Source organism: Streptomyces sp. 2-1, from assembly GCF_048564895.1.
GTDB lineage: Bacteria > Actinomycetota > Actinomycetes > Streptomycetales > Streptomycetaceae > Streptomyces > Streptomyces phaeochromogenes.
In genome coordinates this window covers 9,471,832-9,485,773 of sequence record NZ_CP183383.1, presented here as the reverse complement: position 1 = coordinate 9,485,773, position 13,942 = coordinate 9,471,832, and the positions used below count along the sequence as shown (strand labels likewise).

Annotated in this window: 9 protein-coding genes; 4 read left to right on the top strand and 5 right to left on the bottom strand. The window is 70.4% G+C overall.

From position 1 onward, the window contains the following. The first annotated feature begins 133 nt into the window (after window positions 1-133). Complete coding sequence (locus ACN20J_RS41570) at window positions 134-274, top strand: LPFR motif small protein (RefSeq protein WP_189839553.1); 141 nt, start codon at window positions 134-136, stop codon at window positions 272-274. A gap of 155 nt (window positions 275-429) precedes the next feature. Then, complete coding sequence (locus ACN20J_RS41565) at window positions 430-2,820, top strand: Tex family protein (RefSeq protein WP_419667966.1); 2,391 nt, start codon at window positions 430-432, stop codon at window positions 2,818-2,820. A gap of 128 nt (window positions 2,821-2,948) precedes the next feature. Here ACN20J_RS41565 and ACN20J_RS41560 read toward each other — a convergent pair whose 3' ends face one another. Continuing rightward, window positions 2,949-4,589: an ABC-F family ATP-binding cassette domain-containing protein gene (locus tag ACN20J_RS41560; RefSeq protein ID WP_190227406.1), complete on the bottom strand. Its 1,641-nt coding sequence runs from the start codon at window positions 4,587-4,589 to the stop codon at window positions 2,949-2,951. A gap of 205 nt (window positions 4,590-4,794) precedes the next feature. Continuing rightward, window positions 4,795-5,814: an oxidoreductase gene (locus tag ACN20J_RS41555; protein WP_189839556.1), complete on the bottom strand. Its 1,020-nt coding sequence runs from the start codon at window positions 5,812-5,814 to the stop codon at window positions 4,795-4,797. Window positions 5,815-5,880: 66 nt separating this feature from the next. Here ACN20J_RS41555 and ACN20J_RS41550 point away from each other — a divergent pair, with 66 nt between their 5' ends. Next, the gene (locus tag ACN20J_RS41550; protein ID WP_419667965.1) at window positions 5,881-6,840 is read left to right on the top strand and encodes an FAD-dependent oxidoreductase; all 960 of its coding nucleotides are present in this window, start codon (window positions 5,881-5,883) and stop codon (window positions 6,838-6,840) included. 182 nt (window positions 6,841-7,022) lie between these two features. On the opposite strand, the gene ACN20J_RS41545 is transcribed toward ACN20J_RS41550, so the two are convergent. The 3 genes from ACN20J_RS41545 to ACN20J_RS41535 all read right to left on the bottom strand — a co-directional run bounded on the left by ACN20J_RS41545 (window position 7,023) and on the right by ACN20J_RS41535 (window position 12,056). Next, entirely contained in the window at window positions 7,023-8,729 is a 1,707-nt protein-coding gene (locus ACN20J_RS41545; protein WP_361999291.1) for a BCCT family transporter, read from the bottom strand. Between the two features lie 88 nt (window positions 8,730-8,817). Beyond that, window positions 8,818-10,095 carry a M14 family metallopeptidase gene (locus tag ACN20J_RS41540; RefSeq protein WP_419667964.1) on the bottom strand — a complete coding sequence of 426 codons (1,278 nt, stop codon included), beginning with the start codon at window positions 10,093-10,095 and terminating at the stop codon, window positions 8,818-8,820. Continuing rightward, entirely contained in the window at window positions 10,095-12,056 is a 1,962-nt protein-coding gene (locus ACN20J_RS41535; protein ID WP_419667963.1) for a Xaa-Pro dipeptidyl-peptidase, read from the bottom strand. Before ACN20J_RS41535 ends, ACN20J_RS41540 begins: the two co-directional genes overlap by 1 nt. A 216-nt stretch (window positions 12,057-12,272) precedes the next feature. Here ACN20J_RS41535 and ACN20J_RS41530 point away from each other — a divergent pair, with 216 nt between their 5' ends. Further along, window positions 12,273-13,766 carry a M1 family metallopeptidase gene (locus ACN20J_RS41530; RefSeq protein WP_419667962.1) on the top strand — a complete coding sequence of 498 codons (1,494 nt, stop codon included), beginning with the start codon at window positions 12,273-12,275 and terminating at the stop codon, window positions 13,764-13,766. The last annotated feature ends 176 nt before the right edge of the window (window positions 13,767-13,942 follow it).

Genomic DNA, 13,942 nt, shown 5'->3' with positions numbered 1-13,942 from the left:
CACGCGCGCGTGGCTCGCGGGTGGCGTGCGAGTGGCCTGCGGGTGGCGCTCGACCGGCCATGATTCGGATTCCCTGTGCGAGGTACTCGTTCGTCCTCCGGCCGTGCCGGCCGGGAGACGAAAGGGGAAAGACGTGTTCCGTGCCATCGCAGACGTGCTGCGGCAGATCGGTGGGGCCATCGCCACGGTTGTGACGCTGCCGTTCCGGGCCCTGGCCCGGCTGTTCGGCGGCGCCTCCCAGTCGACGCGCGGCGGGCGGGGTCGCAGGGCCTGACCACCGACTGCCATCGGAGCCGGAGACGCCATGGGCGTGTCCGGCTCCCGGCATGTCCGCCGCGTCGAGACCCTGTTCGCCGCCCTGATCCCCCGTTGTCGGTGTCACCTGCCACAATTGCCGCGCAACCTCAGTCAAGAAGGCGGTACGGGATCGTGACGACACCCCTCGTAGGGTCCATCGAAGGCAGGATCGCCGAGGAACTCGGCGTACGGGAGCGGCAGGTCAAGGCCGCCGTCGACTTGCTCGACGGCGGATCGACGGTGCCCTTCATCGCCCGCTACCGCAAGGAAGCGACCGAGATGCTCGACGACGCGCAGCTGCGCACGCTCGAGGAGCGGCTGCGCTATCTGCGGGAGCTGGAGGAGCGGCGCACGGCGATCCTCGACTCGGTGCGCGAGCAGGGCAAGCTCACCGACGAGCTGGAGGCGCAGATCCGCGGCGCCGAGACCAAGGCGCGGCTGGAGGACATCTACCTGCCGTTCAAGCCGAAGCGGCGCACGAAGGCGCAGATCGCCCGTGAGGCGGGCCTGGAGCCGCTGGCCGAGGGGCTGCTCGGCGACCCGTCCGTCGACCCGATCGCCGCGGCCACGGCCTTCGTGGACGCCGACAAGGGCGTCGCCGACCCGCAGGCCGCCCTGGACGGCGCCCGCGCGATCCTCACCGAGCGGTTCTCGGAGGACGCCGACCTGATCGGCGAGCTGCGCGAGCGCATGTGGGTGCGGGGCCGGCTGGCCGCCAAGGTGAAGGACGGCAAGGAGGAGGCGGGCGCCAAGTTCGCCGACTACTTCGACTTCGCCGAGCCCTTCACCGACCTGCCCTCGCACCGGATCCTCGCCATGCTGCGCGGCGAGAAGGAGGAGGCCCTGGACCTCGTCCTGGAGCCCGAGGAGCCCTCCGAACAGCCCGGCCCGTCCTCGTACGAGGGGATCGTCGCCCACCGTTTCGGGATCGCCGAGCGTGGCCGTCCCGCCGACAAGTGGCTGACGGACACGGTCCGTTGGGCCTGGCGCACCCGGCTGCTCGTGCACCTCGGCATCGACATGCGGATGCGGCTGCGCACGGCCGCCGAGGACGAGGCGGTCAACGTCTTCGCGGCGAACCTCCGCGACCTGCTGCTCGCCGCCCCTGCGGGCACGCGATCGACGCTGGGCCTCGACCCGGGTTTCCGTACGGGTGTGAAGGTGGCCGTGGTCGACGCGACCGGCAAGGTCGTCGCCACGGACGTCATCTACCCGCACGTCCCGGCGAACAAGTGGGACGAGGCCATCGCCAAGCTCGCCCGCCTCTCCAAGGAGCACTCGGTCGAGCTGATCTCCATCGGCAACGGCACGGCGTCCCGCGAGACGGACAAGCTCGCCGGTGAACTCATCGCCAAGCACCCGGAGTTGAACCTCACGAAGGTGATGGTGTCCGAGGCGGGCGCGTCCGTGTACTCGGCATCGGCGTTCGCCTCGGCGGAGCTGCCCGGCATGGACGTGTCGCTGCGCGGCGCCGTCTCCATCGCCCGCCGCCTCCAGGACCCGCTCGCCGAGCTGGTGAAGATCGACCCGAAGTCGATCGGTGTCGGCCAGTACCAGCACGACCTGTCCGAGGTGAAGCTGTCCCGCTCCCTCGACGCGGTCGTGGAGGACTGTGTGAACGGCGTGGGTGTGGACGTGAACACGGCCTCGGCCCCGCTGCTCTCCCGGGTCTCCGGCATCACCTCCGGACTCGCCGAGAACATCGTGGCGCACCGCGACACGAACGGCCCCTTCACCTCGCGTACGGCGCTGAAGAGCGTGGCACGGCTCGGCCCCAAGGCGTACGAGCAGTGCGCGGGCTTCCTGCGGATCCGCGGCGGTGACGACCCGCTGGACGCGTCCAGCGTGCACCCCGAGGCCTACCCCGTGGTGCGGCGGATGGTGAAGACGGCGGGCAGCGAGGTCGCCTCGCTGGTCGGGAACACGAGTGTGCTGCGGTCGCTGCGGCCGGACGACTTCGTGGACGAGACCTTCGGTCTGCCGACCGTGACCGACATCCTGAAGGAGCTGGAGAAGCCGGGGCGCGACCCTCGGCCCGCCTTCAAGACGGCCACCTTCAAGGACGGCGTGGAGAAGATCTCCGACCTGGCCCCCGGGATGGTCCTCGAAGGTGTCGTGACGAACGTGGCCGCCTTCGGTGCCTTCGTGGACATCGGCGTCCACCAGGACGGTCTGGTGCACGTCTCCGCGATGTCCAAGACGTTCGTCAAGGACCCGCGGGACGTGGTGAAGTCCGGTGACATCGTCAAGGTGAAGGTCCTTGAGGTCGACATCCCGCGCAAGCGGATCTCGCTGACCCTGCGGCTGGACGACGAGGCGGTGGCCTCCGGCGAGGGGCGGCAGGACCGGCCTCAGCGGGGTGGGCGGCCTCCTCAGCAGCGGGGGCAGCAGCGCCAGGGTGGCGGCCGTTCCGGTGGTGGCGGGGGCGGGGGTTCCCGTCAGGCGCCTCCGCCCGCCAACAGCGCGATGGCTGACGCGCTGCGGCGCGCGGGGCTTGCCGACCCGAAGAAGGGCAAGCGCTGATCGCTGGGGGCGCGTGGCCGGACTGCGGGTGGATCGTGGCTGGCACACGCCGCCCACGCCGCCCACGTGGCGGAGCCGCAAAGCGATACGGCCCCGCGCCCCTGAAGGGGCGCCCCTTCGGGGGCGCTCTAGCGCTCCGTCACCTTGCCCGCCGCCACCTCCAGGCGGCGGGTCGTGTGGACCGCGTCCAGCATGCGGCGGTCATGGGTGACCAGGAGGAGCGTGCCCTCGTACGAGTCGAGGGCCGACTCCAACTGCTCGATGGCCGGCAGGTCGAGGTGGTTCGTCGGCTCGTCGAGGACGAGGAGGTTGACGCCTCGGCCCTGGAGAAGGGCGAGGGCGGAGCGGGTGCGCTCGCCCGGGGAGAGCGTGGCGGCCGGGCGCAGGACGTGCTCCGCCTTGAGGCCGAACTTGGCCAGCAGGGTACGGAGTTCGGCGGGCTCGGTCTCGGGGACGGCCGCGGAGAACGCGTCGATCAGGGCTTCCGGGCCGTGGAACAGCTTGCGGGCCTGGTCGACCTCACCGACGATCACGCCCGAGCCGAGGGTGGCGTGACCCGAGTCCAGAGGCACCCGGCCGAGCAGCGCTCCTAGCAGGGTCGACTTGCCCGCGCCGTTCGCGCCGGTGACGGCGACCCGGTCCGCCCAGTCGATCTGGAGCGTGGCCGGGCCGAAGTTGAAGTCGCCCCGCCGGACCTCCGCGTCCCGCAGGGTGGCGACCACGGCGCCGGACCGCGGGGCGGCCGCGATCTCCATCCGCAGTTCCCACTCCTTGCGCGGCTCCTCCACCACATCGAGCCGCTCGATCATGCGCTGGGTCTGCCGGGCCTTCGCGGCCTGCTTCTCGCTGGCCTCGCTGCGGAACTTGCGGCCGATCTTGTCGTTGTCGTTGTTCGCCTTGCGCCGGGCGTTCTTGACGCCCTTGTCCATCCAGGAACGCTGCATCTGGGCCCGCCCTTCGAGCGCGGTCCGCTTGTCGGCGTACTCCTCGAAGTCGTCGCGGGCGTGCCGGCGGGCGACGTCCCGCTCCTCCAGATAGGCCTCGTAGCCGCCGCCGTACAGCTTGATCTGCTGCTGGACGAGGTCGAGTTCGAGGACCTTGGTGACCGTGCGGGTGAGGAACTCGCGGTCGTGGCTGACGACGACGGTGCCCGCGCGCAGGCCGGAGACGAAGCGTTCGAGGCGTTCCAGGCCGTCCAGGTCGAGGTCGTTGGTCGGCTCGTCGAGCAGGAACACGTCGTAGCGGGACAGGAGGAGGGAGGCGAGTCCGGCGCGGGCCGCCTGGCCGCCGGAGAGGGCGGTCATCGGGTGGTCCAGGCCGACGGCGAGGCCGAGCGAGTCGGCGACCTCCTCGGCCCGCTCGTCGAGGTCGGCGCCGCCGAGGTCGAGCCAGCGCTCCAGACTGGTCGAGTACGCGTCGTCCGAGCCCGGTGCCCCGTCGACGAGCGCCTGCGTGGCCTCGTCCATCAGTCGCTGGGCCTCGGTGACGCCCGTGCGGCGCGCCAGGAAGTCCCGGACGGTCTCGCCGGTCCTGCGCTCCGGCTCCTGCGGAAGATGGCCGACGGTCGCGGCCGGCGGGGAGAGCCGCAGCTCGCCCTCCTCGGGTGTGAGCAGCCCGGCGAGCATCCGCAGCAGGGTGGACTTGCCCGCTCCGTTGGCACCGACGAGACCGATCACGTCTCCGGGCGCGACGACGAGGTCGAGCCCGGAGAAGAGCGAGCGGTCGCCGTGGCCGGCGGCGAGGTTCTTGGCGACGAGGGTGGCAGTCATCAGAGGGCGATCCTAATCGCCCGGCCACGCACGCCCGCCCTCGGTTTTCGCGCACGCCGGCGCCCCGGCGCCGGTACCGCCGTCGCCCCGGTCCCGGCGCGGGGACATCGCGGGCGCCCTCGCGCCGATGTCGGGGGGCTCCCGGCGCACCGATGTCGGGCTCCCTGCGCACGGCCGTCGGAGGATCCCGGCGCGCCCGGGGACCTCAGCGCACCATCGCCTCCACCAGCACGCCTCCCGATGTGCGCGCCACGATGAACGACTCTCCCTTCGTGGCCTTGGCGTCCAGGGCGAGCCGGTGGCGGCCCGCTTCCAGGACGCCGTCGAAGACCTCGTACATGTGCGTGCGATAGAGGCGGTCGAGGCGGTACGCCGTCAGCTGGACCCGGCAGGTGGAGGTGACCTCGACGCCCGCCTCGCCGTCGGCGGCGACCAGCCGGGTCAGCCGGCGCTGTTCCTGGGGGCTGCGGTCCAGGGCATTCTCTATCTGGGCGACCAGGAGCGGGACGATCGGGGCGAGGCCCTCGACGTACGCGACCTCGGCGCCCGCGTGGTCGAAGGACTGCCGTACGGCGGCACGTTCCTGCTCGGTGACCGCGCGGCCGAAGGCGACGGCCCCGTACGTGCGCAGTTCGTCGGCGGAGATGTCGGTGGCGTCCTGGGCGGTCTCGGCGCCGATGCCGATGATGCGCAGGGCGGCGGCGAGTTTGGCCAGGACGGCTGCCCGGGCGCCGATGAGCAGGACCCTGCGGCGCTCGCCCGCGGTGCCGGTGAGCAGCGAGCCCAGGGCGGCGCGGTACTCCTCGCCGTGGAAGAGGAACGGGCCGATGCCGTGATAGCCGTTCCGCTCCAGATCCGCGTGCTCGTCGGTCTGCCAGGCGAAGTCGCGCCATACGTAGTCGTCGCCGTGCCGTTCGATCGCGGCGGTCACGGCGCCGCACCCGAGGTCCTCGCACTCGGGGCAGCCGTAGATGACGTACCGGCCGCCCTCCAGCGGGGCGTCGGCTTCCAGCAGGAGACTGCGTACCTGTGCGGTGAAGATCGCGGGCGGTACGTCGGAGGCGAGGGGGGACACGGCGTCGAGGTCGGAGAGCTGATACAGCAGCGGGCGTCCGTCGACGATGAAGTCGAGGAAATCCCGGTGCGCTTGGTAGTCACCGTTGGCAAGGACTCCACCGGCACGCATCGCCGGTGCCAGGCCGAAGGTCGCGTACTCGGCAGACATGCTGTGAGTATCCCCAGAGTGAGCGCTGTCTGAGCACGGCATGACACATTCCGCTACCGTCCCCGCGTGACGAGGGATCGAAGCGGTGACGTGATCGTGGTCGGCAGCGGGGTCATAGGGCTGACGACAGCCGTCGTTCTGGCCGAGAGCGGCAGGCGGGTGCGGGTCTGGACGCGGGAGCCCGCCGAGGGAACCACCTCGGCGGTTGCGGGCGCGCTGTGGTGGCCGTACAGCGTCGAACCCCTTGAACTCGCCCGCGCGTGGGCCCTGGAGTCACTTTCCGTGTACGAGGAGTTGGCGGCGCGGCCCGAGGAGACGGGCGTACGCATGGTCGAGGGCGTACTGGGTGAGTCGCGGCTGGACGAGCACGGGCCGTGGGCCGCCGCTCGGCTGCCGGGGCTTCGGGCGTCGACGCCCGAGGAGTACGCGGGGACCGGGCTGTGGGCCCGGCTGCCGTTGATCGACATGCCGGTGCAGCTGCGGTGGCTGCGCGAGCGGTTCCTGCGGGCGGGCGGGACGGTCGAGGTGCGTGCCGTCACCGACCTCGCCGAGGCGGAGGCGGCGGCGCCGGTGGTCGTCAACTGCACGGGGTTGGGTGCCCGGGAGCTCGTGGCGGATCCTGCGGTTCGGCCGGTGCGGGGGCAGTTGGTGATCGTGGAGAACCCCGGTGTGCGTAGCTGGCTCGTCTCGACGGATGCCGTCGACGGGACGACCACCTATCTGTTTCCGCAGCCCGACCGGTTGGTGCTGGGTGGGACGACCGAGGAGGACCAGTGGTCGCTGACGCCTGATCCGGCGGTGGCCGCGCGGATCGTGGAGCGGTGTGCGCGGTTTGCGCCCGCGGTGGCGCGGGCGCGGGTCCTGGGGCATCGGGTCGGGTTGCGGCCTGTGCGGGGTGTTGTGCGGCTTGAGCGGGAGGTTCGAGGTGGGGGTGGGGTGTTGGTGCACAACTATGGGCATGGTGGGGCGGGGGTGACGGTGGCTTGGGGGTGTGCGCGGGTGGCTGCGGGGCTTGCCTTCGGCTGAGCGGTCCCTCGCGGGGCGCCCTGCGTTCACCACGGGGCGCCCTGTGGTGAACGCAGGGCGCCCCGTGGTGAAGGCCGTTTGTTGGGTGCGGGTCGGTTGTCGCTGGGTGCGCGGTTCCCCGCGCCCCTCAAAGACAAAAGCCAAAGCCCCGGCCCCGCCCAGTCTGCAGCCGAAACCCGCGCTCAGCCGTGGTCGTGGCCCAAGGGGTCGCCCTCCGTTTCTGTGCCGGCTCCTGGGCCTACCCTGATCTCGAATTCGCCGTCGTACTTCTTGTGGCCCTCGATCACGGCGAGCGAGACGGCCTCGGAGCCCATTTCGTGGCGCACGATGACGGGGTCCCGGCGCAGGTCGCGCATGAGGGCGATGCACATGCCGATCATCACGAGGACGAAGGGCGCGGCGGCCAGGATCGTGAGGTTCTGCAGGCCGGTGAGCGCGTTGCCCTCGGTGCCGACGAGCAGCATGATCGCGGCGACGGCGCCGGTGACCACGCCCCAGAACACCACGACGAAGCGGCCGGGTTCGAGGGCGCCCTTCTGGGAGAGCGTGCCCATCACGATGGACGCGGCGTCGGCGCCGGAGACGAAGAAGATGCCGACGAGGATCATCACGAGCAGGCTGGTCGCGGTCGCGATGGGGAACTCCTGAAGGACGCCGAAGAGCTGGCCCTCGGGGGTCGACTCGCCGCCGAGCGCGCCGCCCTCCTTCAGCTTCATCGCCGTACCGCCGAAGATCGCGAACCAGACGAGACTGACGGTGCTGGGCACGAGGATGACGCCGCCGACGAACTGCCGGATGGTGCGGCCACGGCTGATGCGCGCGATGAACATGCCGACGAAGGGCGTCCAGGAGATCCACCACGCCCAGTAGAAGACGGTCCAGCTGCCGAGCCAGTCCGCGACGCCCTCGCCGGTGCTGGCCTCGGTGCGGCCGGCCAGCTGCGGCAGGTCACCGAGGTAGGAGAAGATCGAGGTGGGGAGCAGGTCGAGGACGATCACCGTCGGGCCCGCGATGAACACGAAGACCGCGAGCACCAGGGCGAGCACCATGTTGATGTTGGACAGCCACTGGATGCCCTTCTCGATGCCGGAGATGGCCGAGGCGACGAACGCCACCGTCAGGACGGCGATGATCACGACGAGCAGGCTGTCGCTCACCTTGTCCATCCAGTCCAGCTCGGTGAACCCGGAGCCGATCTGGAGGGCGCCGAGACCCAGGGAGGCCGCGGAACCGAAGACGGTGGCGATGATCGCGAGGACGTCGATGGCCCGGCCGACGCTGCCGTTCGCGTGCTTCTCCCCGATGAGCGGGGTGAAGACCGCGCTGATCGTCTGGCGGCGGCGCTTGCGGAAGGTGCTGTAGGCGATGGCGAGGCCGACCACCGCGTAGATCGCCCAGGGGTGGAGCGTCCAGTGGAAGAGCGTGGTGGCCATCGCCGTCTGCATGCGTTCCGCGGAGTCCGCGGGGTCGGTTCCCGGTGGCGGGGTCGTGTAGTGGGAGAGCGGTTCGCTCACGCCGTAGAACATCAGGCCGATGCCCATACCAGCGCTGAACATCATCGCGACCCAGGACACGGTCTTGAACTCGGGCTCCTCGCCCTCCGCGCCGAGGTGGATCCTGCCGTACCGGCTGATCGCGAGCCACAGTGCGAAGACCACGAAGCCCGACGCGGCCAGCATGAAGGCCCAGCCGCCGTTGTGGATCAGGCCGCTGAGCATCGTGTCGGAGGCGCTCTTCAGGGAGTCGGTGCCGACCGATCCCCAGATCACGAAGGCCACGGTGATGGCGGCGGTGACGCCGAACACCACCCAGTCTGTGTGCTGGCCGGGGCCGCCGGGAATGTCCGTGGGACCTTCCCGGCCTCCCCTCTTACTCAGGTCTTCAGTCATCTGCGGCACCTTCCCCTGGAAACCGTGGGTAAGCCATTTCCTCGCTATGCCCTACGACCTACCACAGGTGCTACAGATCTCACCCGCCTCAGCAGTCGGTGTCGGGCTCCCCGACCGTGAGGCGGTACGGAGCGCGCTCGTCGAGGAGCAGCGGGACGAGAGCGCGCAGGGACTGACGCAGCGGGACGTAGGTGCCTTCGGCGTCCCGCCGCGTCGTGACCCCGTGCAGGGCGAGTTCGTCCTGCACGTCCGCGTACTGCTCGGCTGTCAGCCGGTACGCGCACGGCGGGTCCGCGATAATCTCGGACGGCTCGGCCGGGTCGTTGTCGGCGCCGCCGACGTAGACCGGCCCGGTGTCCCGGTAGCCGGCCAGCCGGGCCGCCGTCGTGGCCGCCTCGACCCGGTTACGCCGTTCGCCCGTGAACTCGAACAGACCGTCCAGCGCGGCCAGTTGGGAGTGGACGCGGCGCCGGTTGTTGAGCGCCTCGTCGGCCTTCTCGGCGTCCGTGAGGGGGTCGACGCGGCTCTCGATGAGCAGCCCGACGCCGTGTTTGACGCCGGACATGTTCCGCAAAATCCGCTCCTGTCCGTCGCCCGCGACCTGCCGGATCGGGTCGCCGGTCACGGGGTCGGTCCAGATGCCGTACGTGCCGGTCGAGTAGCCCTCCGCCTGGGCGGCGGGGCGTACGTACGACTGCGACAGGGTCTGCCCCTCGTCGTGCACGGCCGCGGCGGTGTTGAGGTTGCGCGGCCAGAGGTCGAAGAGGTCCTTGTCGTAGTACGGGGGTGTGGCCCCGTACTCGTGCAGGTCGTAGATCACGTCGGGCTTGCGGTCGCGGACGACGGCCGCCATGGCACGGCCCTCGGCCGTCTGGAGCGCGAGGTGGTCGCGGTTGATGTCGATGCCGTCGCTGTTGCCGCGGGTGTCGGCGGCCCGGCCGTCCGGGTTGGCGGTGGGCACGACGAGCAGCGTGGTGCGGTCGAGGAACTTCCGTGTGGCGGAGTCCTTCGCGTAGGCGAGGTCGCGGACGGTCGTGAGACAGGCCTCGCGCCCGGAGGGTTCGTCACCGTGCTGGCTGCACACCAGCAGGACGGTGTTGGCCGCGTGGCTGTTGCCGATGCGTACGAGCCGGAGCGGGCGGTCCTGCTTCGTCGTGCCGATCCGGCTGATCGACACCCGGCTGCTCGACCTGTCGACGGCGGCGAGGAAGTCCTGCTCCTCGGGCTGGGTGGTCCAGCGTGCGCCGTCGGTCTGCTCGAATCCGGTACGGGGCGGGGCCTGGGCCGCGTGGGCGGGCACCGTCAGGAGGGGTGCGGTGAGCACCGCCACCGTCAGGGCGAGTATTCCTGTGCCGCGGGATGTCATCAGTGGGTGCCTCCGGGGACGCGGTGCGTGGCGCGCGGCTCGCCTATGCCGTCGAGCGTGGCGTCGGGAGTGACGTACGAGGATCCCGAGGTGGCGCGGGCGAAGGCGGCGGCGCCTCCGACGAGCGGCACGCTGGCCTTTGTGCGCGCGAGGTCGAGCGCGAGGGTCGGGGTGCTCGACGGCGGGTCGATGAGGCCCTCGTCGGTACCGGCGACGATCAGCGCGAGGCGGTGCCCTGCCGGGACGACGTGGTCGCTGGCGTGCAGGTCGAGGGTGATGGTGTAGCGCTTGCCCGGGGTGAGCGGTTCGCCCTTGGCGTCGGAGGCGTGGTTGCCGAGGTCGGCCCAACCGCGGCTGAACACCGTGTAGTCGACGTCCGCGGTCTTCGCCCGGGTCTCCTTGAAGCAGGAGCTGTCGCCGGTGGTGCTCGGGCCCCAGCAGGTGCGGTCGGTGAGCGTGGAGATGCCCTCGCCCGAGGCGGAGTAGTCGCGGATCGTGTCCGGGCCGAGGTCGACCAGGACCGCGGAGAGATGGGCGCTCGACGTGGTCGGGGTGGCGGTGACGGTCACCTTGGAGGAGCCGGACAGGCGGACGTCACGGGTGAGCGGCTTGGTGGTGAAGCCGGCCTTGGCGGACGTCGACTGGTCGATCTGGGCCGCCCAGTCGGTCTCGTCCTGCTGCGGGTCGTCGGTGAAGGTCTCGGTGCCCGATCCGGTACGCAGTGAGAGGGTACCGACGCCCGCCTGTTCCCCCTTGCCCGGGCGCAGGTTCACGGTGTCGGTGGCGCGCGGCGGCCAGACGTTCGAGGTGACCCACTGGTCGGGGGCGCGCTCGATGTCGGCCATCGGCTCGTCGTCGATGCCGTTGTCGTAGCCGAGGAGTTCGTGGTCGAACCAGCGGTGCAGCGTGTCGGCCCACTCGGCGCGGCGGAAGTCGAAGGGGTCGACGTGACCGGTCTGGGACAGCCAGATCTTGCGGTCGACGCCGTTCTCGGCGAGGCCGTCCCACCACTGGCCGAAGTGCTTCGGGCGGACGTTGAGGTCCTGCATGCCGTGGATGACGAAGACGCTGGCGTCGACCTTGCGGACGTCCTTCACGTAGTCGCGCTCGGTCCACAGCTTGGTCCAGTCGCCGGTGCGCGGGGCCTCGTCGACGAGTTTCTGCTGGACGGCGGCGCACCTGGCGCGGGCGTCGGGGCTCTCGACGTAGTCGGACAGCCACTCGGGGCCCGAGTCGTAGAGGGGGGCGCCCTTGGCGAAGTAGTAGTCGTACCAGGAGGAGATGGCGGCTATGGGGACGATCGTCTCCAGGCCCTCGACTCCGGTCGCGGCGACGCCGTTGGCGATCGTGCCGTCGTAACTCTTGCCGATCATGCCGGTCCTGCCGTTGGTCCAGCCGGCCTTGGCCTTCGTGGTTCCCGTGCGGGAGGTGTAGCCCTTGGCCCGACCGTTCAGCCAGTCGACGACGGCCTTCGCGGACTGGACGTCGGAGCGTCCGCCGACGTCGACGCAGCCGTCGGAGCGGTTGGTCCCGGCGAGGTCGACGCCGACGAAGGCGTAGCCGCGCGGCACGAAGTAGTTGTCGTAGTAGAGCGGCATCTGGACGACGTCGCCGTTCGCGTCGTACGTCTTCTTCTGGCTCTCGTTGCCGCGCCCGCAGCAGGAGTAGTACGGGCTGGCATCCATGATCACGGGGATCTTGCGGCCCTGCTGGGCGGGTTCGCGCGGGCGGACGATGTCGACGGCGACGCGATCGGTCTTCCCGTCGCTGTCGCCGTCCAGTTTGGTGTCCACCCAGACGGATTCGCGGATCGCGTTCTCGTACGAGTAGACGGGGGCGCTCTCCCGCGGGGCGCTGTGGGCGGCTGCCGGGGTGAGGAGCGTGGCCATCAGGGCGGCTGTGGCCGCCGTCGCGAGCGATCTCCAGTTGGTGAAGCGCTTGTAGCGCGCAGGTGTCCGCATGCGCGGAAGGTACTCCGGTCAACTCCTGTGCAAAAGGGGGCCGATTGGGGTGGGTGGTGGTTCGGCCGAGGTGTGGCTTGAAAGGTGCGTGGGACGGGGTCGCTCATGTCGGCCGAATGGCGATCGTGTGACAGGAGCGGTCATGGACAGGGCTGGGCCCACAGGGACTGAATAGGCTCCGAACAGACTTCGTGCCCCTACGACTTGGAGCTTGACGTGCACCGCAGACTCATCGCCCCGGGCGCACTCGCGGCCTCCCTGCTGCTGGCGATCCCGGCATCGGCGGCCAGTTACTCGCCTGGAGCGCCGGGCATCGGCGACCCCTACTACCCGGCCTACGGCAACGGCGGATACGACGTCTCCCACTACGACCTCCGGCTCCAATACCAGCCGGAGACAGACAAGTTGGAGGGCACCGCGACCCTCCTGGCGAGGACCACACAGGATCTCTCGCGCTTCAATCTGGACTTCCTGCTCGATGTGAGCGAGGTGCGGGTCAACGGCACGAAGGCCTCGTTCTCCACCTCGGGCGAGCACGAGCTGGAGATCACGCCGAAGAACCCGCTGCCCAAGGGCACGGCCGTCACCGTCGTGGTGCGGTACAGCGGGGTGCCGTCCTCTAAGAAGGCGTACGGGTTCACCAGTTGGCACCGCACCCCGGACGGCGGGGTCGGGGCGAACGAGCCCGAGGCCGCCTGGTGGTGGTTCCCCAGCAACGACCACCCGCTGGACAAGGCCACGTACGACGTGTCGGTCGCCGTGCCCGACGGTTCGCAGGCCATCTCCAACGGCACGCTCCAGTCGGTCAGTTCACGAGCCGGCTGGACGCGCTACAGCTGGCGCTCGAACAAGCCGCAGGCCACATATCTCGCCACGCTGGCGGTCGGGAAGTTCGACCTCACGACCGGCACGTCGGAGAGCGGCATCCCGATCGTCAACGCCTACAGCAAGGATCTGGGCGACAACTACGGGGCGGCGCGGGCGAGCATCGAGCGGACCGGGGAGGTCGCGGACTGGCTGTCCGAGTACTTCGGGCCCTATCCGTTCAATGCGCTGGGTGGGTACGTGCCGAATACCAACACCGGGTACGCGTTGGAGACTCAGACCCGGCCGTTCTACAGCCCGCGGCAGTTCGCGAGCGGGACGAACGTGTCCGTGGTCGTGCACGAACTGGCCCACCAGTGGTACGGCGACTCCGTGTCCGTGACCGGGTGGAAGGACATCTGGATCAACGAGGGCTTCGCCCGGTACGCGCAGTGGCTGTGGTCGGAGCACGAGAGCGAGGGGACGGCTCAGGAGATCGCGGACTACGTGTACGCGTCGCGGGCCGCCGACGATCCGTTCTGGACCGTCAAGCCCGGGGATCCCGGGCCGGAGAACCAGTTCCACATCGCCGTGTACGACCGTGGGGCGCTGGCGTTGCAGGCGCTGCGCAACGAGATCGGGGACGAGGCGTTCTTCGCCATTCTGAAGGGGTGGCCGAAGCAGTACTCGTACGGGAACGCGACGGTCGGTGACTTCGTGAAGTACGCGGAGAAGGTGTCCGGGCAGCCGCTCGCCTCGCTGTTCGACACGTGGCTGTATCAGGCGGCCAAGCCGGGGGCGCCGGCGGCGCGGGCTGTTTCCATTGCGCCTCGGGGTCAGGGGGATCTGGTGCGGCCGAAGTCTTGGAAGAAGATCGCGGCGACGAACTCCGTTCACGAGGGATAGCGCAAGCGCTCCGCGGGGGGGGGCGGGGAGGGGTGCGGGTGCTGTGGGGGGGCGGGGAGGGGTGCCGGTGCTGTGGGGGGGGCGGGGTGTGCTGGCCTCGGACAATTGGTGCGGGTTGGTTTGGGCTGGGCGCGCAGTTCCCCGCGCCCCTTACGGGGCTCGCCAGGGTGGACGAG

What these genes read in the sequence shown, in the direction of transcription:
- ACN20J_RS41560 (WP_190227406.1), bottom strand. Translation starts at nt 4,589, where the DNA reads ATGACTGCCACCCTCGTCGCCAAGAACCTCGCCGCCGGCCACGGCGAC.
- ACN20J_RS41555 (WP_189839556.1), bottom strand. Translation starts at nt 5,814, where the DNA reads ATGTCTGCCGAGTACGCGACCTTCGGCCTGGCACCGGCGATGCGTGCC.
- ACN20J_RS41545 (WP_361999291.1), bottom strand. Translation starts at nt 8,729, where the DNA reads ATGACTGAAGACCTGAGTAAGAGGGGAGGCCGGGAAGGTCCCACGGAC.
- ACN20J_RS41540 (WP_419667964.1), bottom strand. Translation starts at nt 10,095, where the DNA reads ATGACATCCCGCGGCACAGGAATACTCGCCCTGACGGTGGCGGTGCTC.
- ACN20J_RS41535 (WP_419667963.1), bottom strand. Translation starts at nt 12,056, where the DNA reads ATGCGGACACCTGCGCGCTACAAGCGCTTCACCAACTGGAGATCGCTC.